The sequence below is a fragment of the Streptomyces sp. NPDC047982 genome (genome assembly GCF_043204165.1).
In the GTDB taxonomy this organism is placed as follows: Bacteria; Actinomycetota; Actinomycetes; order Streptomycetales; family Streptomycetaceae; genus Streptomyces.
On sequence record NZ_JBIDBS010000008.1, the window covers coordinates 63,726 to 86,674 of the forward strand.

Below are 22,949 nucleotides of genomic sequence, written 5' to 3' on the forward strand. Positions count from 1 at the left end.
CTCCGGGCCGTCGTCCGACGCGCTCCGGGGCGCAGTTCGACCCCTTCGGGGACTCGGTCGGGCCTGCTCCGACCGTCTCCGGGTGGTTGTCCGGGCGTGTCCAGGACGCTGCCCGGTCGTCGCACCGGCACGGCCCGGAGGCTTCCCGGTCGCCGTTCGGCCGGCTGTGGGCCTTCTGACCGGTGGTCCGAACTCGTAAGTTGTATTCATAGCCCATCGCACGCGAGGGACCGCCCTTCGTGCGCCGTCCGCGGCGTACGGCCCTCGGCCCGTCGCCCGCGGGCCACCCGCCCGCGGCCCGTCCGGAGGCGGGAGCGGCCCGTCCGGAGGCGGGAGCAGGACGAGCCCGTCCAGGGGCGGTGATCAGTAAAGAGGAAGGCGTTTCCGTTGTACGAAGGCGTGGTTCAGGATCTCATCGACGAACTGGGCAGGCTGCCCGGCGTCGGTCCCAAGAGCGCGCAGCGGATCGCCTTTCACATCCTGCAGGCCGAACCGACCGATGTGCGCCGCCTCGCCCATGCCCTCCTGGAGGTCAAGGACAAGGTCCGGTTCTGCTCGGTCTGCGGCAATGTCGCCCAGCAGGAGCAGTGCAACATCTGCCGGGACGCACGTCGTGACCAGGCGGTCATCTGCGTGGTCGAAGAGCCGAAGGACGTCGTCGCGATCGAGCGGACCCGCGAGTTCCGGGGCAGGTACCACGTGCTCGGCGGCGCGATCAGCCCGATCGAGGGCGTCGGCCCGGACGATCTGCGCATCCGTGAACTGCTCGCCCGTCTCGCCGACGGCACGGTCACGGAGCTGATCCTGGCGACCGACCCCAACCTCGAGGGCGAGGCCACTGCGACGTACCTGGCACGGATGGTCAAGCCGATGGGCCTGCGGGTCACCAGACTGGCCAGCGGTCTTCCAGTGGGCGGCGACCTGGAGTACGCGGACGAGGTCACCCTGGGCCGCGCCTTCGAGGGGAGGCGCCTGCTCGATGTGTGACGCTTTCATGTCACCCGATGTACCGATGGTGGCCGCTGTCGCGACGGGCGGTGTTTCTACGTTCAGCGACGCTATGTTCTACTCACCGTTCGTGACCGTGCCCACGGGAGGTCCCCTCGATGTCTGACGCCACGCTGAACTCCGTCACGCAGGACCCGGGCGATTTCGCTGTCCAGATCGCCGACCAGATCAAGACGTTCATCGTCGCGGTCACCGAGGTGTCGAAGGTCGAGGAGCCCGAGGAAGCCGTTCCCGTCCTGCTGCTTCAGATCTCCCAGTTGCTGCTGGCGGGCGGACGGCTCGGCGCGTACGAGGACATCGTCCCCGAGGAGCGCTACGAGCCGGACCTGGGCGCGGAGCCGGACGCCGACGGGCTGCGCGAGCGGTTCGCCGTCCTCCTGGAGCCGATCGACGTCTACTCCGAGGTCTTCGACCCGTACGAGCCCCGCAAGGCGCCGGTCCCGTCCCGCATCTCGGACGACCTGGCCGACCTCGTCACCGATCTGCGCCACGGCTTGGCCCACTACGAGGAGAACCGCGTCACCGAGGCCCTGTGGTGGTGGCAGTTCTCGTACTTCTCCAACTGGGGCTCCACCGCGTCCGCCGCGCTGCGCGCCCTCCAGTCCCTGATCGCTCACATCCGCCTCAACCAGCCCCTTCAGGAGCTGGACGGCCTGGACACGGACTCGGAGACCGTCGACGAGGAACTCGCCGAGGAGGCGGGCCGGGTGATGGCGGAGGAGATCGCGGGCCCGCTGGGGCTGCGGCCGGTGCAGTAACGGGCGACGACGCCCTGCGCTCTCCTCCCCGCTCCTTCCCTGCTCCTCCTCGTCCCTTCTCGCTCGCCCTGCCCGCTCTCCGCCCCGTCGCGCCCCGTCCTGGCCCCTTCTCTGCCATCCCTCCCCCGTCATCGCCCGACGGGCGAGGGCCTTCGTCCTGCGGGAGCCTCCGACAGGCGGGCGGGTGGGTTCCGGTCCACGCTGGAGAGGGCGCCTCACGGGGCGCGGTCCGGCCCACCGCGTGTGGGGTGGGCCACACGCGGGAGTGCGGCTTCGATCGGCGGGCAGCAGCCCGTACGAGCGGTGTGGAACGACACGCCGATGATCACGTGCTGAGCAGGACATCTCAGCATGTGGTATGGGCGGGGCGTTTTCGGGCCGCTCGTTAAACTGAGTCGACCGCAGTAACGGACCGAGCGAGGAGCGCACGTGGGCCTTGTCGTGCAGAAGTACGGAGGCTCCTCCGTAGCCGATGCCGAGGGCATCAAGCGCGTCGCCAAGCGAATCGTCGATGCCAAGAAGAGCGGCAACCAGGTGGTTGTCGTGGTGTCCGCGATGGGCGACACGACGGACGAGTTGATCGATCTCGCCGCGCAGGTATCCCCGATACCCGCCGGGCGCGAGTTCGACATGCTGCTGACCGCGGGAGAGCGGATCTCCATGGCCCTGCTGGCGATGGCGATCAAAAACCTGGGCCACGAGGCCCAGTCGTTCACGGGCAGCCAGGCGGGCGTCATCACCGACTCGGTCCACAACAAAGCGCGCATCATCGATGTGACGCCGGGGCGTATCCGTACGGCGCTGGACGAGGGGAACATCGCGATCGTCGCGGGGTTCCAGGGTGTGTCCCAGGACAAGAAGGACATCACCACCCTCGGCCGGGGCGGGTCCGACACCACCGCGGTGGCGCTCGCCGCCGCGCTGGACGCCGAGGTCTGCGAGATCTACACCGATGTGGACGGTGTCTTCACCGCCGACCCGAGGGTCGTGAAGAAGGCCCGGAAGATCGACTGGATCTCCTTCGAGGACATGCTGGAGCTGGCCGCGTCCGGTTCCAAGGTGCTGCTGCACCGGTGCGTGGAGTACGCACGCCGCTACAACATCCCGATCCACGTCCGCTCGTCCTTCTCCGGGCTGCGCGGGACCTGGGTCAGCAACGAGCCGCAAGGGGACCAGAAGGTGGAGCACGCGATCATCTCCGGAGTCGCCCATGACGTCTCCGAGGCCAAGGTCACTGTCGTCGGTGTGCCCGACAAGCCGGGCGAGGCCGCCGCGATCTTCCGCACGATCGCGAACGCGGAGATCAACATCGACATGGTGGTGCAGAACGTCTCCGCCGCGTCGACCGGTCTGACCGACATCTCGTTCACGCTGCCGAAGGCCGAGGGCCGCAAGGCGATCGACGCCCTGGAGCGCAACCGCGGCACCATCGGCTTCGAGTCGCTGCGCTACGACGACCAGATCGCGAAGATCTCCCTGGTCGGCGCCGGTATGAAGACCAACCCCGGGGTCACGGCCGGCTTCTTCGAGGCGCTGTCCGACGCCGGTGTGAACATCGAGCTGATCTCGACATCCGAGATCCGTATCTCGGTCGTCACCCGTGCCGACGACGTCAACGAGGCCGTGCGCGCCGTACACACTGCCTTCGGCCTCGACAGCGACTCCGACGAGGCCGTCGTCTACGGGGGCACCGGCCGATGACCGCCCACCGCCCCTCGCTCGCGGTCGTCGGAGCGACCGGGGCGATCGGCGGTGTCATGCTGCAGATCCTCTCGCAGCACGCGGATGTCTGGGGCGAGGTGAGACTCGTCGCCTCGCCGCGCTCGGCCGGCCGCAAGCTGGTCGTCCGCGGCGAGGAGAGCGAGGTCCTTCCGCTGGCCGAGGACGTCTTCGACGGCATCGACGTGGCGCTCTTCCTGGTGCCCGACCACGTGTCCGCGCAGTGGGCGCCCGTCGCCGCGGCCAAGGGCGTGGTCGTCGTCGACGACTCCGCCGCGTTCCGGCTGGACGCGGACGTTCCGCTGGTCGTGCCCGAGATCAACCCGCACGCCGCACGGATCAGGCCGCGCGGCATCGTCGCGAGCCCGAATTGCACGACGCTCTCGCTGATCGTCGCGGTCGGTGCGCTGCACGCCGAGTTCGGGGTGCGGGAACTGGTCGTCTCCTCGTACCAGGCGGTGAGCGGCGCTGGTCGCGAAGGGGTGGCCGCGCTGCGCGAACAGCTGTCGCTCGTGGCCGGCACCGAACTGGGCACGAAGCCCGGGGACGTGCGCCGGGCCGTGGGGGACGCTGAGGGCGGGCCCTTCGCCGCACCGGTGGCCCTCAACGTGGTCCCCTGGGCCGGGACCGAGGCCGGCGACGGCTGGTCGTCGGAGGAACTCGCGATCCGCGAGGAGTGCCGCAAGATCCTGGACCTGTCGGACCTGCGGGTCGCGGCGACCTGTGTGTACGTACCGGTCGTCGCGACGCACTCGATGTCCGTGCACGCGCGGTTCGAGAACGAGGTCGCGGTCGACCGGGCCCACGAGATCCTGGCGACGGCCCCGGGCGTGGTGCTGTACGACAGTGCGGGGGAAGGGGACTTCCCGACGCCGTCCGACGTCGTCGGCACCGACCCGACATGGGTCGGGCGCGTGCGCCGCTCCCTGGACGACCCCCGCGCGCTGGAGCTGTTCGTCTGCGGCGACAACCTCCGCAAGGGGGCCGCGCTGAACGTGGCGCAGATCGCCGAATCGGTGGCCGCCGAATTTCCCCGTGCCTGATCACGGCTTTCGCCCCTGCCCGATCACGTCTTGCGTTGTGTCTGATCAAGCCTGGTCGAAGCTGATTTGTGCAATCTGTGAATGCCCTGTGAGCAAGTTGAAATTCTGAATCTCTTGAGCTGGGGTGTCGAGGTGTCCGACGATGGGCTTTCGGCCTGCTGCAACCGTCGGCCGGTACGTGCACGTCTATGCGGTGACTTCCTGCACGACGGGGCGCATATTCGGGGCATTTGGGGAAGAGCGGGTACGTATGAGGGCATGTCGCACCGCGTCGAACGCGGTGTCGCGCGCGTACAACCCTGACGGGGGGAAACGTGTCCAACTGGCGTGGCAGAGGTTCTCGACATCACAGCGGTGGGCCCCCTGCGCGGAACTTCGGTGCGTCCGCTCAGGCGGCCCCGCGGGCCCGGCGGCATGCCGGTGATCGCGCCCATGCCCGCCGCACGCCCGCGTCCCACGAAACCGCTGCCATCGCAGCGCGAGGGCGCTGAGGAGGGCGTGGCGGCAGGAACCACCGTCGACCACCTCACCGAGACCTACCGCGCCCACTACCGTTCGCTGCTCGGCCTCGCGGCGCTGCTCCTCGACGACACCGCGTCCTGCGAGGACGTGGTGCAGGAGGCGTTCATCCGCGTGCACTCGGCGCGCAACCGCGTGCGGGACCCCGAGAAGACCCTGGCGTATCTGCGCCAGACCGTCGTCAACCTGTCGCGTTCCGCGCTGCGCCGTCGCATCCTCGGGCTGAAGCTTCTCTCCAAGCCCATGCCGGACATGGCGAGCGCGGAGGAGGGGGCGTACGACCAGTTGGAGCGGGACGCCCTGATCAAGGCGATGCGCGGGCTGCAGCGACGCCAGCGGGAGGTGCTGGTACTGCGCTACTTCGCTGACATGACGGAGGCTCAGGTGGCCGAGACGCTGGGGATATCCCTGGGGTCGGTCAAGGCCTACGGGTCGCGCGGGATCGCGGCGCTGCGCGTCGTGATGGAGGCACAGGGATGAGTCGGCGCGACGGCGCGAATGGCGATGGGTACGGCATTGGCGATGGTGACGGCTGTCAGGACGGCATCGGCGGTGGCGACATGAGCCGCAACGACGATGCCGACGACATGGGTCGCGACGGTGTCGATGGTGGCCGGCAGGGTGGACGCGAGGGCGGCCGAGAGAGCGGAAGCGGGCGGGAGCCCGGGACCGACCGGACTGGAAACGCAATGGTGAACGACGGGCGGGAAGGCGTCGCGGCCCCGGACGGGACACCGGACGCGGACCCCGGCATGGACGCGTGGGCGACGGCGCACGGCGACGCGACCCCCGAGGCGCGGTCGCACGAGGGTGTGATTCCCGAGGCGCGGGCGCACGAGGACGCGAGCCGCGAGGGCGCGGGTGGCGAAGCCGTGAGTCCGCAGAACGCGGGTCCCGAGGGCGCGGGTGCCGAGGGCGCGGGTGCCGAGGGCGCGGGTGCCGAGGGCGCGGGTGCCGAGGTACGGGCTCATGCACGGGCGGACATGAGCCCTGGCGCGGAGGTGGACTTCGGCCGGGGCGTGGGCGAGGCGGAATCGGGCCGAGGCATCGGTGCGGGCGGTGGCGACGGTACGCGGCCGGGTTCCGTGACGGTCGTGGGCTCGGGTTCGCGGCGCGGCGACGACGGCCCGGACGAGCCGGACTTCCTGGACGAGGTCGCGCTGCGCCGCATGTTGCACGGGGCGGTCCAGCACATCGAGCCCGGCGAAGGCGTCCTCGGCCATCTGCGCCGGGCGGTGCCCGCCCGCCGCGCAAGGCGGCGGCAGGCCGTCGTCGGAATGGCGGCGGCGGCACTGCTCATCGGCACCGCGATTCCCGCCTTCGTCCACGTCGCGAACTCCGACGGCTCGAACACGGCCGACCCCGCGATAGCCGGGCACGGTGAACAGGCGCAGGGCGGCAACGGTACGGAGAGCGGCTCGGGAGGCAGCGGGAAGGACCCCGGCGGTGGCACCGCCGGGCAGGACGACGGGGATCCGGACCGTCCTGCGAGCACGAGCAGCCCGTCCGGCAGTGGTGGCCACGGCACCGATGGACACCTGGCCGGGGGAGTCTCCGATCCGGCCGCCTCCTTGGCGTCCTCCCCGCCGGCCTGTGACGCGGGGCAACTCGGTATCGCCTTGGCCCAGACGGGTTTGGCGGGCGCCGACGGCACCGTGTACGGCACATTCCGGATCGCCAACGTCTCCGACACGGAGTGTTCGGTGAGCGGCAGCGGAAGCGTGGGCTTCCAGGCGCTGGGGGCGGCGGACCCGGCCAAGATCACGATCGTGCGGCACGCCGCGGGCGATGCGGCGGTCGGGCTGCCCGATCCCTCGCAGGAGCAGGATGTCGTGGCGCTCAAGCCGTCCATGGCGTACGAGGTCAGGTTCGCCTGGGTACCGAGGGACACCTGTCCGACGACCGGGAGCTCGCCGAGCCCGACACCGACGGAGGGCGCGGGTGCCACGGGCGGGACGGGCGGCGGCACCGTGGCCGGCGCCGGTCCGAGCACGGGTACGGGTTCCGGCGACGAGGCCGTGGCGACGGCCGCGCAGCTCGGCGGCGAGGACGGCGGGGTGCAGGACGGCAGCATCGCCGTGACGCACACGCCGGAGGCGGGAGCGCCGGTCGCGGAGACGAGGATCGCCAACGCCTGCGCGGGCACGATCTACCGGACCGGGGTGCTGCCCCCCACGACGTGACGGGTGGGCACGCGCCCGAGCGTCCGCGTGTCCCACGTCGCCTCCGCCTGCCCGCGCGCCCACACGTTCACCGGCGCGCATGATCCACGTGCGGCTACGCCCTCTGAAGCCCGGGTCCCAGGCCAGGTGCATGCGGACGGGCATGTACGGATGTGTACACGCGATGGGTGCGCGGCGACGTCGGGTACGCGCGTATGGGGCGCGCGGAGAGGTGCGCGGCGACGGGTAAGCGCGTTCGGGGGCACACGGACGGTTTCAGGCGCCGCTGGTCTTCGCGTCGGTCCCGGTCCCGGGTTGCACGTCCTTGTCGGCGGGGCCTGCGGCGCGTGCGCCCACCCCCACGCCTTCGCGCGCTCCCGTGTCCGCGTCGGCTCCCGTGTCCGCATCGGCCCCCGTGTCCGCATCGGCACCCGGATTCGCCTCGGCGTCCGCCTGCGTGGCCCTGGCCGTGTTCGCGGTCCCCTCCGCGTCCGCGTCCGCCTCGGCTTCCGCGTTCGCGACGAGCCCCAGCTCCAGATCGCGCGCCGCTTCGGCCTCGCGGCGGATCAGCCGGAACCACATGAAGAGCACGAACCCGGCGAAGACGAACCACTCACCGGTGTAGCCGAGGTTCTGGAACGCCTTCAGGTCCAGCCCGGTGCCCTGCGGCACGGTGGCCGGTACGGGCCGCAGCCCGCCGGTACCACCGGTGTCCTGGAGCGTCACCCACGCGTCGTAGACGTCGTACGGGACGAGGTTGACGAGAGACGCGGCGCCGATGATGCCGAGCTGGCCGTCCGGGAGTCCGCCCGTGGCATGGGCCCCTGCGGTGCCGGCGTTCTCCGACGCCTGGAGGTCGCCGGTTACCGTGACCGTGCCGGTCGGCGCGGCCGGAACGGCGGTGTCGCCGGGCTTGCCCGGCAACCAGCCGCGCACCACCGGCAGAGCCTTGCCGCTGTCCGTACGGAGCATGTTCAGGACGTAGAAGCCGTCCTTGCCGTCCAACTGCCGTTCCGGCACAAGGAACTGGTCGGCGTACCGGCCGGTGGCGGTGGCGGGACGGCCGGAGGTCTCCGTGTCGACGGGCAGCAGGTCGTCGATCGGCTTCGCGTCCCTGGTCCCCGGGGCGGGCTGCTTCTCGGCGGCGTTGTGCGTCTGCACACGGTCCTCGAAGCGGCCGAGCTGCCAGGTGCCCATGAAGACGCAGAAAGGGATGGCCAGCGCGACGAACAGGTTGATCCCCCACCATCGTGGGGTCAGCAGGAACCGGTACACCCCTCAAAGGTACGGTCCCCGCTCCGGCTTCCCGGCGCGGGGTACCGCCTATGGCCCACTCCGGCTCATGCTCCCGCCCGGCCTACGTCCTACGCCTGCACCCAGTGCCGCCGCACCTCACCTCGGCACACCTCACCACCTCGTCGTACGACCCGCGCTGCCCCCGTCCTCCGCCTCTGGCCGGCGCCGTTCCCGCATGGGCCCGCGCCGTATGTGGCCCGCGCCCGCGCCGTACGTGACCGGGCCCTCCAGCACCTCGCGCCGTACCATCCCGTCCCGGTCCGCTCCGGGCACGGCCCCGCGTACGTACTGTTCCTTCGCCGGCCCACGGTCTGGTGCAGGCCCCGCCGGACCGTGGGCCGGCTACATGTCCCGCATCCCGCGTTCCGAGTTCCGAGTTCCGCAATCCCGCGTTCCGCGTATGTGCGCCGTTCCCGCCGCCCGGCGTGGGCACTCGGCCTCCGCCTCTGCTTCCAGGGCGCCGTTCCTCCCTCAGATGCCGGGCACGAACGCGGAGGCGACGCCGGACGGGGGAGCGTCAGCAGGGGCAGGGGCAGGGGCAGGGGCAGGGGCAGGGGCAGGGGCAGGGGCAGGGGCATCCGTGGTCAGGTGGCGTCGGGCGAAGTCGAGCTCCAGGCGAACCTGCTTGATCCGCTCCTCCACGACGAGCGAACCGTGGCCCGCGTCGTACCGGTAGACCTCGTGCACGGCGTCACGCCCCTTCAGCCGGTCCACGTAGTTCTCGATCTGCCGGATCGGGCAGCGCGGGTCGTTGACACCCGCAGAGATGTAGACCGGCGCCCGGACGGAGTCGACGTACGTCAGCGGGGACGAGGCCGCGAAGCGTTCGGGAACCTCCTCCGGCGTGCCGCCCAGCAAGGTGCGGTCCAGCGCCTTCAGGTCCTCCATTTCGTCGTGGTAGGCCGTGACGTAGTCGGCGACCGGGACGGCCGCCAGGCCCACCGTCCAGGCGTCCGGCTGGGTGCCGAGCCCCAGCAGGGTCAGGTACCCACCCCAGGAGCCACCGGCCAGAACCAGCTTCGCCGGGTCGGCGAGCCCCGAAGCCACCGCCCACTCCCGCACCGCGGCGATGTCCTCCAGCTCGATCAGGCCGACCCGGTGCTTGAGCGCGTCAGTCCAGGCGCGGCCGTACCCGGTGGAACCCCGGTAGTTGACGCGGACGACCGCGTAGCCGTGGTCCACCCACGCGGCGGGGCCGGACGCGAAGGCGTCGCTGTCGTGCCAGGTGGGCCCTCCGTGGATCTCGAACACCGTGGGGAACGGCCCTTCGGCCGGTGCGGCGGGCCGCTGCACGAGCGCGTGGACCCGGCCCCCGGGCCCGTCCACCCACACGTCCTCCACCGGCACGGACGCCGGGGCCTTGGGGCCGGGCGGATCGAGCACCACCGCCCCCGAGGTCGACCGGATGACGGGCGGCTGCGCGGCCGACGACCACAGATACTCCACGGTGCCGTCCGGCCGGGCCGTGGCACCCGAGACCGAGCCCGCGGGGGTCTCCACCCGGACAGGAGGCTCGCCCGCCCCCGGTTCGTACCGCCACAGGTCGCTGCGGGCCTCGAACCCGTGCACGACCAGGAGCGCGGAGGCGTCCGGATACCACTCGGCGCTCACATCGCCCGGCAGATCGATCGCGAGGTCCGTCTCCGTGCCCGTCACCGGATCCCAGATCATCGGCTCCCAGCGCCCGCGGCGCTGATGCCCGACCAACAGCCTGTTGTCACCGGCGACGGGGGCGAAGCCGAGCACGGACAGCCCCAGCTCCTTCGTGCCGCCCTCCGTGTCGTCCAGCTCCGCGACCGTGGACCCGTCCAGCCGTACCACGCGCAGCGCGGAGTGCATCGCGTCGCCGTGCTCGGTGTGCTCCAGAGCGATCAGCGTCCCGTCATGGCTGAGATCACCGACGCCCGCCGACTCGCGATGGCGGTAGATCTCGACCGGAGCGGCCCCGGGGCGCACGACATGGATCGTCGTGCCGTCCTCGTCGGTCGAGCGGCCGATCGCCGCCGTGCCGTCCCGCCCGATCGCGAGCCCCGCCGGGTACGAGGGGCCGAGACCGGGCGCCGCCGGCTCGTCCACGGGCTCCTCGCCGTCGACGCGGTGGAACGGCTGACGCATCCACACCCCGAACTCGTCCCCGTCGGTGTCGCTGAACCACCAGACCGACTCGCCGTCCGGCGTCAGCACGCCTTCCGTCGTCCCGTTCGGCCGGTCGGTGACCTGGCGCTGCTCACCGGTGGTGCGGTCCCACGCGTACAGCTCGTACGTCCCCGTCGCGTTGGAGACGAACAGCGCGCGGTCCGGCGCGTCCTCCGCCCAGTCGGGCAACGACACCCTGGGCGCACGAAAGCGCTGCTCCCACACCGGCACGGACGCACCCGCCGCCTCCTTGTTCCCGTCGTCGACCGCACCCGCTCCGGCCCCGTCGCCGACCGTCTCCTCCCCGGCCCCGTCGCCGACCGTCTCCTCCCCGGCCCCGTCGCCGACCGCGGTCCCGGCCCCGTCGGCGGCTGCGGTCCCGGCCCCGTCGGCGGCTGCGGTCCCGGCCCCGTCGGCGACTGCGTTCTCGGACCCTGCTACGGGAGCCTCGGACTCCGTCACGGGCGCCCCGGCCCTCGCTGCGGGAGCCTCGGTCGCGGATGCACGCCCCGGCCCGGCCGGGGGTGTCGGCCCGTGCTCGGCCGCGGACGCCTGTCCGGACTCGGTCGTGGGCGCGGAGGCGGCCGCCCGCGCAGTGGAGGACGTCGAGCCAGTGATCTCAGTCATGGTCCCCATTCTGCGCCGGAACGCCGACAATTCGTTCGCCTCGTCCTCAGCCTGTGGATAACCTCCCCGGCATGTATGCAGAGACCCCCGCCGACTGGCGTCAGGCCAACCGCGCGCGCTGGGACGAACGGGTCCCCATCCACGCCGTGAGCGACTTCTACGAACTCGACTCCTTCCGCGCGGGCAAGGACGCCCTGCGTGACTTCGAGCGCGCGGAGGTCGGTGACGTCACGGGCAAGTCACTGCTTCATCTGCAGTGCCATATCGGAGTGGACACCCTTTCCTGGGCCCGGCACGGCGCGGCGCGCGTCGTCGGTCTGGACTTCTCGGAGCCGGCCGTCGAGACGGCGCGCCGCCTGGCCCGCGAGGTCGGAATCACCGAGGAACAGGCGGCGTTCGTCACCGCCGACGTCCACGACGCCGCCCAGGCCGTCCCGGACTCGTCGTACGACATCGTCTACACCGGCACCGGCGCACTGAACTGGCTGCCGGACACCAGGCGTTGGGCCGAGGTCGCCGCGTCGCTCGTCGCGCCCGGCGGCTTCCTCTACCTCGCGGAATTCCACCCGCTCACGGACTGCCTCGACGACGCGACCGGCAGGGAGATCGTCCACGACTACTTCTGCCGCGACGCATGGGTGGACGAAACACCGGGCACGTACGCGGACTTCGACGCGCCGACCGTTCACAACCGCAGCGTCGAATGGCAGCACCCGATCGGTGATGTGGTGTCGGCACTGGCCGCGACGGGTCTGCGGATCGAGTTCCTGCACGAGCACGACCACTCGCTCTTCGCCCGGTTCGCGGCGCTGGAGCGGCAGGACGACGGCTTCTATCGTTTCCCCGCCGACCGTCCGCGAATTCCGTTGATGTACTCGATCAAGGCGTCGCGCCCGGCCGATTCCTGACGAGATCGTCCCCGTCGGCTCCCTTCCGCTCCCTTCCGCTCCTTTCCGTTCCCGTCTGCTCCCCGTCGGCCCCCTCTGCTCCTTCCCCTCCTTGCGCTCCCGCCGGCTCCCCTTTTGCTCCTTGCGCTCCCGCCGGCTCCCCTTGTGCTCCTTGCCCTTCCCGCCTGCTCGCCGCCGGTCTTCCGGTCCCGGCGGGGCCGTTGAGCACACGGGCCCGCTCGGCGTGACAGTCATGCCGCCGTCCGCACCCGTACGAGGCTCAGGTCGCAACGCACGGCGGGCCGGCCGGAGGCTCATGCTTCCGGCCGGCCCGCCCGCAGCACTCAAGCGCATGTGGTCGCTGTGCGCGATTTCTTCGCCCTGCGTTCGCCCTTGGCCTTTCGGCCTTCGGCTTTTCGGCGTTCGGCTTTTCGGCGTTCGGCCGCGTACTACGCCGCCGAACGGAAAGCCGGAAGGTAGCCGCTCGACTGACCGGCCGCCTTGGGGTGGTACGAGTTGTAGACCGGAACCGACACACTGTGGAGCCATGCGTCGCCGGAGCACAGCTCGTGCCCGGTGAACTCGTCCACCACGCTGGAGTACGTGAACCCGGCGTTGGCCGCCTGCTTGGCTATGACCCCGTTCAGGATGTCGGACGCGTCGTTGATGGCCGCTCGCTTCTTCTCGGAGAGCCCGGCGACGCAGCTGCCGCTCAGCTTGTAGAAGCGCGGGTAACCCAGCACCACGACATGGGCCTGAGGCGCACGGGACGTGATGGAGCCGTAGAGCGAACTCAGACGTGAGGGCAGGGAGTTCTGCACCTGGGACACGGCTGCGCTCACACTGCTCAGGCAGGTGGCCTCGCTGGACAGCACGCAGTCCTGCATGACATTGGCGAAGCCCACGTCGTTGCCGCCCGCAGTGACGCTGACCAGGCCGGTGGACGAGTTGAGCGCGCCCAGTTGGGTGCTCGCCACGGAGCTCGTCGTGGCGCCCGAACAGGCGACGAAAGCAAATGAGGAGGGCGAGTTGGCGGCGGCCCAGAGATAGGGATAGGACTTGGTGCTGCGACGGCAGTCGCCGCTGTCGGAAAGATAGCTTCCCGCGCCGACGCCGGAGGAGTACGAGTCGCCGAGAGCGACGTAGCCACCGGCGGCAGCGGAGTTCGCCGAGGCAGGCTGGGCGACGCCCAGAGCGGCAGCGGCGGCAAGGACCAAAGTGGAAGCGGACGCCCAGAGTCTCCGTACTGACATGGCTGTCAGCCCTCCGAAGTGTGGGGATGGGTGGGGGGTGATGGAGCGCCATGTTTCTAACAGCTCTGGGTATTGGCCGGTAATAGCTGGGCAAGAACTGGTCTGATATGCCCGAATGATCGTTCGGGCGTGCGAGCTCCGCGCGTAGATAAACCTCTGACCGCACGTGAGGAAGGTGTTTTTCGGCTCACTTGCCGATGCCGCCGAACCATCCGCCGCGCCACCGTGAAGGGCGCACGGGCGCCGGGGAACGGGCGCCAGGATTGGGTGCCGAGATCGGGCGCCAGCGTGGGGCAGGGCCCGAGCGGCAGAAGCCGAGCGGCAGGGCCCGAGCCCGAACGGTGAGAGACGCGAACGGTGGGAGACGCGGGCGGTGGGAGACCTGGGCGGTGGGGCCAGGCCGGGAGAGGGTGGTGAGTGCGATGCCGGTGACCGGGCGCCTCTGACGTCGTTCGGTCACCGACGGCGACGGCCGGCGATCAGGGCGCGCGTGAGCAAGGGGAGCGTCCGGGAGGTCCACGATCCGTCCCGGCGGACAGTCCGCCCGCGACGCCCGGTTGCCGGGCGCGAAGAAACCGCCCTCCGCGGTGGCGCCCCTGCGCGGGGCGCCACCATGGAGGGCGGTGGGTCTGGATCTACGGGTTCAGTCGTCGCGGCCTGCGGGGATCAGTTGTGGCCGAACCTCCGCTGCTTCCGGTGGGAGACTTGCTCCGAGATCGAACGCACCGTGTCCCCGGTGGGCGTCGGCTGCGTCTTCTCCTTCGTCTCCGGAGTCGCACTGCGTTCGTGGCCACCGGAACGGGCGCCGCGGTTCTGCCGACTCTGCTTCTTGCCCACGATCGTGCCTCCTGTAACGGATCTCGGACGATGGGCCACTCCCAGATTCGCATATGTGTACGAAACGTGCATGCCGGGCGTGAGCTGCGGGGGTGTACTTCCGGGCGGACGCGAGCATGCCCCGGGCGATGTCCCGGGCACAGGCTCCGACGAGTCCGCGACAGGTGGTGCGACAGGTGGTGGGGCGCCCCGCCGCCGTCCGCGATCCCGCCCGGCTGCTCCCGCCGATATTCGAATGCAGGTCGTTCCCGTCGGGCATATGGTCGGCGGTTGTGGAACCGCTCACTGAGAGACAGATTCGCTCATCCTTCGTGAACTGCACCAAGGGGGACGCGGTACGCCTCCGGCTGCCGCTCGATTTCGCCGAACTCCCCTGGGAAGAGCTGGACTTCCTGGGATGGGTGGATCCCGGAGCGCCGCTGAAGGCCCACCTGGTGCTGCCCCGGATGGAGGGCCCGCTGGGGATCTCGCTGAGGGTGCCCGCCATGAGGCGCACCAGCGTCGTGAAGTCGAGCCTCTGCCAGATCTGCCTGACCGGCCACGCCTCCTCCGGCGTCGCCCTGCTCGCCGCTCCACTGGCGGGCAGCCGCGGCCGTGAGGGCAACACGGTCGGTGTCTACATCTGCGCGGACCTTGCCTGCCCCCTGTACGTGCGCGGAAAGCGGCAACCGAAACTGCGCGCCGGACGGTATGAGGAGAGCCTCGGCCTGGACGAGCGCCTGGCCCGCATGTCGGACAATCTGGACGCCTTCGTGGTCAAGGTCACCGCGGGGTGAAGTGGGGCGGGCTCGGCGGTCGCCCGCGATGCCCCTGAGGAGGCGCGATCGGAGATCTCCCGCCGTCCGCGATTTCCCGAGCATCCCGGCCAGAGCCATGCCTTGCATGCCTCGCGGAACGCGGCAGCGCGGCTGCGGAACGTGGCCAGGGTGACTGTGGGACGTGGGAGCGCGACTGTGGGACGCGGGAGGGCGGTAGAGGGCCTCGGTGCGGATGCGCGGCTTGGCGGGGGCGGTGCGGAGTATCGCCACGTCGGTGTCCCCGGTGGCGAGGCCGGCAAGCCTGTTGTCCTGCCGGACCACGTCGAGGGGGCGGGTGCGTTCGGCGCCAGGAGAGCACGGGGGTTTCGGGCGATGTGCGATGACTTGGTGCCGAGACCGGAGCCCGCTCGTTCCACGTTCGATGCCCGGGCGCAGCCTTTCGTCCTCCCTGACGGGTCCGGCCGAGTCCTGGAGGCTCAAGTGCCGTCGGCTGCGCTGGCTTTGCAGCCGTCCGTCATCACCGCCGTACGGTAGCTGCCGCTACTCGCTCGCAGCCTGCCAGACACCAGCTGACCAGTAACTTCAGTACATGCGAGAGCACTGTTCGGCCGGAGTCGTGGACCTCGGCGCAGCGGCCGGACTTTCACGCTCCCCGTGGACCAATTCTTCTTGTAAAGAACGCGTGTTCGGTCAGTTTTGGCTGCGCAGCGATAAAACTGGCCACGTATCGCCCATTCGATTCTCCGGAACGCGGCTCGACGGCAGCATGGTCAGGCACTTGGACGGTGCGCTGCGCCGCACGGTGAGATTGTCGGGGGTGTTGGTGAACCACAGGTGGCCGCCGTCCACCTTTCTCGGCCGGTTGCGGAGTACGACACGCGAAGAATTGCTCGGGCAGGGCACCCTGATCGCCTATCCGCCCCATCGCGCGCTGCTGCAGCAGGGCGACGACAGCCAGCACGTCTTGTTGATCACGAGCGGTGTCGTGAAGGTCGTCGCCAGCGCGGAGAGCGGCTACGACATGCTGCTGGCCGTCCGCATAGCGGGTGAACTGGTCGGCGAGATGGCGGTCTTCGAGGAGCGCCCCAGGTCCGGCATGGTGGTCGCGTGCAGTGATGTGACCGCCCGGATCATCCAGGCGCGGGCGCTGGAGACCTTTCTCACCCGTCACCCGGACGCCATGCGGGCCATCCTTCACATGCTGTGCGCCCGGTTGCGCTGGGCCAACCGGCGCCGGATCGATTTTCAGGCGTACGACTCGCTGACCCGGCTGGCCCGGGTCCTGGCCGAGTTGACTCAGGCATACGCCCAGCCCGTGCCGGACGGCGGCGGGAAGCGGTGCGATCTCGGAGTGACGCTCACTCAGAGGGAACTCGCGTCGCTGGCCGGGCTCGCTCTCAACACGGCCGAAAAGAGTCTGGCCGCGCTGACAGCCATGGGACTGGTGGAGCGCAGTTATCGAAGCATAACCATCTGCGACGTCCCGAAACTGCTCGAATTCGCCAAAGTCGTTGCTGACAACCCGTAGTGATACGGGATCACCTGACGCAAGCTCTCCTAGCCTCTCGGGCAGCACTTCGTGGGCTGTGTGCCCACGCCCTGCTCAGAGAGGAATAATCGGGTGGTTGAGTGGCCCGGGTTCTATCCGTGCACCTGCATAGCTGTGGACGCACAGGGATACGGCAGCAAGAACGACCGAAGGCAGTCCGAAGTCCAGCATGACCTGCCGCGGCTCCTTGATCGCGCCGCCAGGGGCGCCGGCCTCGACCGGGCGCAGTGGCAGATCCAACGCAAGGGCGACGAGCAGCTCGCGGTCCGTCCACTGGACGGCACTGAGGCACGTCTGGTCGACGACTACATCCGCCACCTCGTCGCCGAACTGCGCGAGTACAACGCCCAGAGGGTGCCCGGGGCCCGGATGCGGTTGCGGGCCGTTGTCCACCAGGGACTGGTGGAGCTGGCCGAGAATGGCTTCGCCGGTTCGGCCGTGGTGGCAACGGCGCGACTGCTGGGTGCGCGTCAGCTCTACGACGCCCTCGCGGCCCACCCCCACGCCGACCTGGCGCTGTTGCTGTCCGACGACGTCTTCCGGTCCACGGTGGCGGGCGGCCACACAACCCTGCGCGTCGAGGACTTCACCCACGTCACCGTCCAGGTGAAGGAGTACGAGGCAACGGCGTGGCTGCGCGTACCCGGGCTCGGCGCACCGGTCGCCGTTTCACGCGAGCCCGGAACCACGGAGACAGGTAAGCCCGCGGCGCCCGTGCCGGGGGAGCCCGCATCGGGCCCGCCCGCACCGGCCGCCGCGGGCGGGGTCGGCGGCGGAGGGATCAGTAACGAGTACCGGTCCGACAAGATCAATGTCACCAACGTGATCGGCTCCGTGGACGCCCGGGGCGCTGTCTTCGGCTTCGGGAGCGCCGATGGCTGACGCATCGGACCTGGACGACGGGCCGGCCGTACCGCCCGGCCCCGCCTTCGAGGAGGATCTCGCACCGCCCACGCCGGCCGGCGCCGACGGTGCGCCGGAGGTCGGGGAGGACGTCCCCGGCCCGGACTCCCGCCCGGGTTCCGGGCCGGACGCGGTCCCTGGTCGGTGCAAGGAGTCGGACGAACGGGAGGAGGACGACCGGGGATATGACGACCTGCGCCGCGTCCATCAGTTCGTCAACAACAACTTTTACGGTGTCGTCGATGCCTCCGGAGCGGCGTTCGGCTTCGGCACCGTCTCGTCCCCGGGGCTCACCCCCGGCACCGTAGCGCCTGAGGAGACGGACCGGGCGCTGCGGTTCTACGTCGCGCCGCAGCTCTGCTTCGACGAGGCGCTCGGCAAGCTGCGCGAGAACGCTCTCGTGGTGCTGACCGGCACGGACGGCTGCGGCCGGGGCGCAGGTTCCCTTGCCCTGCTCAGGGAGATCCTGGGCAAGGAGGCCAAGTTGCGCAGCCTGTCGCCGGCCAACGCCCTCGCCGAGCTGGCCGCCTCGCGGGACCTCAAGCCGGGGCAGGGGTACGTCATCCTCGACTACGTCGGTGAGCTGCATGTGGAGGCCGTGCAGGCGTACGAGATCGGACGGCTGAGCGAGGAACTTCGCCGCACGGGGTCGTACCTGGTGATCACGGCCGGCGACACGATCCGCCGACGGCTGGCGCTGCGGGACCACTGTGTGCCGTGGCAGGCCCCGGACCCCGTGGAGTTGTTCGAACACTGCAGGGGGAAGCTGCCGCACGGCGGCCTGGAACCGGACACCGAGAAGGAGCTGCTGGAGCGGGTCGGGGAACAGCGGCGGCCGGCGGACATCTGTGCCGCGGCAGTGGCCCTGTCCCGGGAGGGCCTGGAAGCAGCGCTGGACACCCTGCGGGACCGGTATCGGGAGCGGGTCCAGGAGTGGTTCCGTACGCCACCCTCCGCGGACGACCTGCTCCCGCTCGCGGCCCTGGCCTTCCTGGAAGGCATCCCCGAGCGGACGTTCGAGAAGGAGTGCGCCGCACTCGCCGCTCATGTACGCAACTGGGAGCAGAGCGGCGAGACACCGGTCGCGGAACCGGACGGCTCGACCGGGACGCCGTTGGTCGGTGCGGTGGCCGACCAGTCCCGGGCACGGTGGAGGGACCGGGCGGTGGGGCTCGTGACGGCCGAGCACAGGCCCGGCCCGGGCCGGGACGCCGGCCGCAGTGAGCGGCGCCTGGTCTTCGCCTCGCCGCGCATTCGTGAGCTCGTCATCGCAGAGCTGCACGACCTGTACGGCTACGGGCTCTGGTACCCGCTGCGCCAGTGGCTGAACGAGCTGGCGCTGCACGGCGACCTGGACACCCGTACGGAGGTGGCCCGGGGTGTCGCGCTCCTGGCACGGTACGCGCTGGTCGAGGTCGACGAGAACCTGCTGAAGGTGTGGTCGCAGGGCGTCACCAGCCAGCGGGTGACCGCTGCGCTGACGCTCCAGTTCATGTGCGACGTCGAACATCTCGCCCCGCAGGCCCTGAACATCGTCCTGGGCTGGGTGGACAGAAGCGGTGCCGGGCGTGCCGTCACGGCGGCCATGGCGCTGACCGGTCGCCTGGGCTCGTTCTACCGCCTGGAGGCGCTCAACTGGCTCTGGTTCCTGACGCACCGGGGCGAGCGGATCGCTTTTTCCGCCCGCCGCTCCCTCGTCCTGCTGCTGCAGACCGCCGAGCAGGACCCCGAACGCGTCCTGTTCATCCTCCGGTACGTACGGACCGTGATCGCGAAGGCGGCGCCGGGGTCCCGGGAACGGTCGACAGCGCTGAGAACCGCTGTCCAGCTCCTCGAAGCCGCCCGGCTGGATGCCTCCGAGCCCGTCGCTGCGGCACTGCTGCGTACTGTCCCGGACAGCGTGCGCCACCTCGGGTCGCTGTGGGCGGATGTCCTGCACAGCACCAACCGGAGCCGGGCGGTCAGCGCGCTGTGCCGGACGTTGGTGCAGCTACGGGACGACCCGTCCGTCACCGACGCCGTACGCGAACTCGGCGAGGCCATGCGGCACGCCATGAGCCAGCGGCAGTGGGCAGCGCTGCGCCACCACGTGTCCATCGCACTGAAGCACCCCGACTACGCGGCTCCTGGTGCCCGCGAGCTGGCGCAGGTGCTCCTCGGAACTCTGCGCGGCCGGGCGCCGGCGGACTCCCGGCGCTCCACCGCTTCCGCCATATCCACCCTTCCCTTCCCTTCTGATCAAGGAGGCCGAAGCAAGTGAACTACCCGGTCATTGCCGAGCACATCCTGGCCACGGTCCAGGGCACCTGGTGGTCTCGCCGCCGGCGCCGCGATGACGTGCCGCCTCTGCCGCCCGGCGCGGTCCACGTCTTCAGGGTCGGCGGGAACTACCGTACGTTCCCCGAGGGAATGGTGTTCGACCCGTCCCATCCCGACGTGCTCGACGCCTCCTCGGTCAGCCTGGTCGACACCAGGGCCCGCCTGGTCGATGTCGAGCGCCCGCTGCCGTCGGTGAGCGAGGCGGACAACTTCACGATGCGGGCCTCCTTCACTTGCCAGGTGACCGACCCGACCGTCATCGCCCGGCAGGGGATCGTCGATGTCGCCGTTCCCCTGCGGGCCTACCTGATGGGCGACAGCGACCTGTCGAGGGTGAGCGCCGGGCACCGCGTGGAGGAGATCAACGCGGTGCGCACCGAGGTCAGCCACCGTATGACCGCCTACAGTGCGATCGTGCCACCGCGTGTCACCGGCATGAGCGTCGAGTTCGTCAGTGCCGAGGTGTACGCGTCGGACGACCTGCGGGACTGGGAACAGAAGCTCCGTGACGAGCGGCGTTCCCGGGAGCTCCAGCGGGGACAGCGCGACTTCGAGACCCAGGACGCGCTCCGGATCGCGGAACTCCTCTCCCAGGGATCCGACCACGTGGACGCCTTCGGCATCGCCCGGAAGGAGATCGACGTCACCGAGGCGGCGGCCCGCATCCACCGGATCGCCGAGGAGAAGTCGGCCCGCCGCCACAACGCCGAGACGGCGGAACGGGCCCATGCGCAGACGTTGGAGACAGCGGACGCGCAAATGCGTCGGGACATGCTGCTGACGCTGCTGCGGCAGATGGGCGGCAGCGAGTACGTCGACCTCCCGCAGGTCCTGGAACAGGTCCTGCGGGAGTGGCGCGGCCAGGGCGCTCCCGGTATCGCAGCTGCTGCGGATACCGCCCACATGGTCGAGTCGGGACAGGCACGTTCCGGCCGCGCGGCAGCCGGCCGGGACGGCTCGTGCGACCCGCAGGGTGGTTTCGTCAAGGACGAGGACGATCTCGTTGGCTGACTTCCTGACGAACCATGGGACGGCTTCCGGTTCAGTGGATGCCCAGGACGCCGGCGACGGGGCTGTTCCCCGTACCGCGAACGGCCGGACCACTGCCCGTACCACCGGTCACGGGTCCCCGGCCGGCACCACCCGGCGCCGTTTCGACTGCGACGCCGCACGGCGTCTGCGTGCGCTGACCGGCGTCGACGAGGAGCTGCTGGCCAGAGTCAGGTACGAGCGGAGCAAGTACACCGCCCTCGGCGGCGTGGTGCTCGGCACCTCCGTCATCGCGGCGTTCTCCATGTGGAACTTCGCGACCGAGGCGCTCGGCAGGGTTTCCTTCGTGGCCCTGGTTCCGACGGTCATCTGGATGCTGTTCGTGCTCAACCTCGACCGCTGGTTGGTCACACCGCAGCCGAACATGCGGCGCAGGGTCGGGCCCCTCCTGACACGCCTGCTGATCGCCCTGATGCTCGGCACGGTGATCGCCGAGCCACTGGTGCTGCGCATCTTCCAGACAGCCATCGAGGAGCGTGTTGCAGATGAACGCACGGACGTCCTCGACCAGTTGCGCACGAATCTGGTCCGCTGCAACCCGGTGCCGTCCGCGGCACAGGCTGTTGCTCCCAAGGGCTGCGACAGGGCGTACGTCCTCTCCTTCCGTGCGACCCCGGGCGAACGAGTCGAAGAACTGACAGCCTTGCGTATCGACGCCGCCGCTCTGCAGAAGCGGGTGGACCGGGACACCACCAGGCTGGAGGCCATCGACTCCGAGGTACGGGACGAATGCCGTCGGCTGATCCGCACGGCCGCCACCGGCCTGTATCAGCGGACGTCCGAGTGCCTGCGCCTGCGTGACAAGGCACAGGACTACCGGACCACCCACCGCACCAGTGAGAACGAGAAGCGACTCGTCGGCATGAACACCCGCATCTCGAAGATCGAGGCCCAGCTGACCTCGTCACGCGGTGCGTTCCTCAAGACCCGGGCCGACGGGATCGAGCGGCGGCTGGACCAGGAACGGGCCAAGCAGAAGGAAGTCGGTGTCCTGGAACGGATCCGTGCCCTCGATGTACTCGCGAGCGGGAACCCCGTGCTGTTCGTGGGCATCTGGCTGGTTCGCCTGCTGTTCGTGTTCCTGGACGTGCTCCCCGTGCTGGTGAAGTACCTGACCGGCGAGACCGCGTACGACCGGATGCTCACCAGCGAGAGCAACAGCGCGGTCAAGATTCACGGCGAGGAGGTCCGGCTCGCCGAGCGCCGGGCCATGGCAGACCTTGAGATCGCCCAGGACGCCATCGAGCAGAAGGTCCGGCGCCACCGCGCCGAGTCTGAGGCCGCGTCCCGGGAACACTCGGCGGCAATGAACATCCGGGTCCGGCAGGCGGTGAATGCGTTGGAGGACGAGATCCGCCGTCCGTCGACGGTCTGAGAGGCCGGTCTTCCACCAGGAAACAGCACCACGGCCGCCCCGCGTGGCGGGGCGGCCGCCAGACACTGACGGAAAGGAGTGCGAGCCATGACCACACCCGGAGGCGACGCCGACACGGACCCGGGCACCGGCACGGCAACCGGCCACAGCGCGCAACTCGCCAGGGTTCTGCTGTCCGAGGCCCGTGAGGAACTCGCACGGGCCGACAACAAGGCCGGTCTCATGCTGGCGTCCCTGGGTGCGGCTCTGACCGCCCTGCTCGGCGCGATCGGCAGCGGCATCATCGCCCTGCGCCACTACTCGGTCGTGCCGCAGCTCCTCCTCTGGGTGGGATGCGCCGCCTGCATACCAGCGCTCGCCCTGCTGGGCCTGGCCGTGGCCCCGCGGCTTGGGGATCCCCACCGCTCGCGTACTCACTACTTCGGCGACGTGAGGTTAGCGATGTCGGTCGCGCACATGGAGCGGGTGGTCCGCCGCACCGACCCCGTGTACCGGGACCTGAGCCAACTGGCGACCCTGTCCCACATCGCCTGGATCAAATTCCGGTGCATCCGTCACGCACTGGCCTGGGCCGCGGTCTTCTTCGCGTTCACGCTGCTGGGCATAGTGACGGGAGTGTCGACTTAGCGGCACCCCGGCAGGAGGAAGGACAGGCTGTCCGGTCGCAAAGCGATCAGCGGTAACCGCATGCGACCGATGCCTGCCCCGGGAATGACGAACACGTCGAAGGATCCGTCGCTGTGATCGTGT

At 70.2% G+C, this 22,949-nt stretch carries 18 protein-coding genes; 14 read left to right on the forward strand and 4 right to left on the reverse strand.

Annotation, left to right across the window (positions count from 1 at the left end):
- The first annotated feature begins 387 nt into the window (after positions 1-387).
- The 6 genes from recR to ACGF2V_RS12365 all read left to right on the forward strand — a co-directional run bounded on the left by recR (position 388) and on the right by ACGF2V_RS12365 (position 7,230).
- The gene (gene recR, locus ACGF2V_RS12340; RefSeq protein WP_073788246.1) at positions 388-987 is read left to right on the forward strand and encodes a recombination mediator RecR; all 600 of its coding nucleotides are present in this window, start codon (positions 388-390) and stop codon (positions 985-987) included.
- A 119-nt stretch (positions 988-1,106) separates the two neighbouring features.
- Positions 1,107-1,766, forward strand: coding sequence for a DUF5063 domain-containing protein (locus tag ACGF2V_RS12345; RefSeq protein ID WP_362707610.1), 660 nt, complete (start codon positions 1,107-1,109; stop codon positions 1,764-1,766).
- A 429-nt stretch (positions 1,767-2,195) separates the two neighbouring features.
- Complete coding sequence (locus ACGF2V_RS12350) at positions 2,196-3,467, forward strand: aspartate kinase (RefSeq protein ID WP_362625594.1); 1,272 nt, start codon at positions 2,196-2,198, stop codon at positions 3,465-3,467.
- Positions 3,464-4,528 (forward strand): aspartate-semialdehyde dehydrogenase, encoded by a 1,065-nt coding sequence (locus ACGF2V_RS12355; protein ID WP_362707607.1) that lies wholly within the window; start codon positions 3,464-3,466, stop codon positions 4,526-4,528. The genes ACGF2V_RS12350 and ACGF2V_RS12355 overlap by 4 nt, the downstream gene beginning before the upstream one ends.
- A gap of 414 nt (positions 4,529-4,942) precedes the next feature.
- Positions 4,943-5,527, forward strand: coding sequence for a SigE family RNA polymerase sigma factor (locus ACGF2V_RS12360; RefSeq protein WP_362625642.1), 585 nt, complete (start codon positions 4,943-4,945; stop codon positions 5,525-5,527).
- A 209-nt stretch (positions 5,528-5,736) separates the two neighbouring features.
- Positions 5,737-7,230, forward strand: a complete 1,494-nt coding sequence (locus ACGF2V_RS12365) for a hypothetical protein (protein ID WP_362707604.1) — start codon at positions 5,737-5,739, stop codon at positions 7,228-7,230.
- Between the two features lie 255 nt (positions 7,231-7,485).
- Here the strand turns inward: ACGF2V_RS12365 and ACGF2V_RS12370 are convergent, their stop codons facing one another.
- Positions 7,486-8,484, reverse strand: coding sequence for an SURF1 family protein (locus ACGF2V_RS12370; protein WP_362707602.1), 999 nt, complete (start codon positions 8,482-8,484; stop codon positions 7,486-7,488).
- Positions 8,485-8,976: 492 nt separating this feature from the next.
- Complete coding sequence (locus ACGF2V_RS12375; RefSeq protein ID WP_362707693.1) at positions 8,977-10,794, reverse strand: prolyl oligopeptidase family serine peptidase; 1,818 nt, start codon at positions 10,792-10,794, stop codon at positions 8,977-8,979.
- Positions 10,795-11,339: 545 nt separating this feature from the next.
- Between ACGF2V_RS12375 and ACGF2V_RS12380 the strand changes: the two genes are divergently transcribed.
- Positions 11,340-12,176 carry a methyltransferase domain-containing protein gene (locus ACGF2V_RS12380; protein WP_362707599.1) on the forward strand — a complete coding sequence of 279 codons (837 nt, stop codon included), beginning with the start codon at positions 11,340-11,342 and terminating at the stop codon, positions 12,174-12,176.
- 428 nt (positions 12,177-12,604) lie between these two features.
- Here the strand turns inward: ACGF2V_RS12380 and ACGF2V_RS12385 are convergent, their stop codons facing one another.
- Together ACGF2V_RS12385 and ACGF2V_RS12390 are read right to left on the reverse strand one after the other, a co-directional pair.
- A complete protein-coding gene (locus ACGF2V_RS12385) occupies positions 12,605-13,408 on the reverse strand; it encodes an SGNH/GDSL hydrolase family protein (protein ID WP_362625584.1) in 804 nt (267 codons plus the stop codon).
- Positions 13,409-14,074: 666 nt separating this feature from the next.
- Positions 14,075-14,245 (reverse strand): hypothetical protein, encoded by a 171-nt coding sequence (locus ACGF2V_RS12390; protein WP_362625582.1) that lies wholly within the window; start codon positions 14,243-14,245, stop codon positions 14,075-14,077.
- A 272-nt stretch (positions 14,246-14,517) separates the two neighbouring features.
- Here ACGF2V_RS12390 and ACGF2V_RS12395 point away from each other — a divergent pair, with 272 nt between their 5' ends.
- The 7 genes from ACGF2V_RS12395 to ACGF2V_RS12425 all read left to right on the forward strand — a co-directional run bounded on the left by ACGF2V_RS12395 (position 14,518) and on the right by ACGF2V_RS12425 (position 22,826).
- Positions 14,518-15,021 (forward strand): FBP domain-containing protein, encoded by a 504-nt coding sequence (locus tag ACGF2V_RS12395; RefSeq protein ID WP_362707597.1) that lies wholly within the window; start codon positions 14,518-14,520, stop codon positions 15,019-15,021.
- A gap of 844 nt (positions 15,022-15,865) precedes the next feature.
- Entirely contained in the window at positions 15,866-16,531 is a 666-nt protein-coding gene (locus tag ACGF2V_RS12400; RefSeq protein WP_362625578.1) for a Crp/Fnr family transcriptional regulator, read from the forward strand.
- Between the two features lie 93 nt (positions 16,532-16,624).
- On the forward strand, positions 16,625-17,434 hold the full coding sequence (locus ACGF2V_RS12405; RefSeq protein ID WP_362707595.1) for a hypothetical protein: 810 nt from the start codon (positions 16,625-16,627) through the stop codon (positions 17,432-17,434).
- Entirely contained in the window at positions 17,427-19,715 is a 2,289-nt protein-coding gene (locus ACGF2V_RS12410; protein WP_362625574.1) for a hypothetical protein, read from the forward strand. The genes ACGF2V_RS12405 and ACGF2V_RS12410 overlap by 8 nt, the downstream gene beginning before the upstream one ends.
- Positions 19,712-20,785, forward strand: coding sequence for a hypothetical protein (locus ACGF2V_RS12415; RefSeq protein ID WP_362707593.1), 1,074 nt, complete (start codon positions 19,712-19,714; stop codon positions 20,783-20,785). The genes ACGF2V_RS12410 and ACGF2V_RS12415 overlap by 4 nt, the downstream gene beginning before the upstream one ends.
- Entirely contained in the window at positions 20,778-22,199 is a 1,422-nt protein-coding gene (locus ACGF2V_RS12420; RefSeq protein WP_362707590.1) for a DUF4407 domain-containing protein, read from the forward strand. The genes ACGF2V_RS12415 and ACGF2V_RS12420 overlap by 8 nt, the downstream gene beginning before the upstream one ends.
- 87 nt (positions 22,200-22,286) lie before the next feature.
- Complete coding sequence (locus ACGF2V_RS12425) at positions 22,287-22,826, forward strand: Pycsar system effector family protein (RefSeq protein WP_362707587.1); 540 nt, start codon at positions 22,287-22,289, stop codon at positions 22,824-22,826.
- The last annotated feature ends 123 nt before the right edge of the window (positions 22,827-22,949 follow it).

What these genes read in the sequence shown, in the direction of transcription:
- ACGF2V_RS12345 (WP_362707610.1), top strand. Translation starts at nt 1,107, where the DNA reads ATGTCTGACGCCACGCTGAACTCCGTCACGCAGGACCCGGGCGATTTC.
- ACGF2V_RS12355 (WP_362707607.1), top strand. Translation starts at nt 3,464, where the DNA reads ATGACCGCCCACCGCCCCTCGCTCGCGGTCGTCGGAGCGACCGGGGCG.
- ACGF2V_RS12360 (WP_362625642.1), top strand. Translation starts at nt 4,943, where the DNA reads ATGCCGGTGATCGCGCCCATGCCCGCCGCACGCCCGCGTCCCACGAAA.
- ACGF2V_RS12365 (WP_362707604.1), top strand. Translation starts at nt 5,737, where the DNA reads ATGGTGAACGACGGGCGGGAAGGCGTCGCGGCCCCGGACGGGACACCG.
- ACGF2V_RS12380 (WP_362707599.1), top strand. Translation starts at nt 11,340, where the DNA reads ATGTATGCAGAGACCCCCGCCGACTGGCGTCAGGCCAACCGCGCGCGC.
- ACGF2V_RS12385 (WP_362625584.1), bottom strand. Translation starts at nt 13,408, where the DNA reads ATGTCAGTACGGAGACTCTGGGCGTCCGCTTCCACTTTGGTCCTTGCC.
- ACGF2V_RS12410 (WP_362625574.1), top strand. Translation starts at nt 17,427, where the DNA reads ATGGCTGACGCATCGGACCTGGACGACGGGCCGGCCGTACCGCCCGGC.
- ACGF2V_RS12425 (WP_362707587.1), top strand. Translation starts at nt 22,287, where the DNA reads ATGACCACACCCGGAGGCGACGCCGACACGGACCCGGGCACCGGCACG.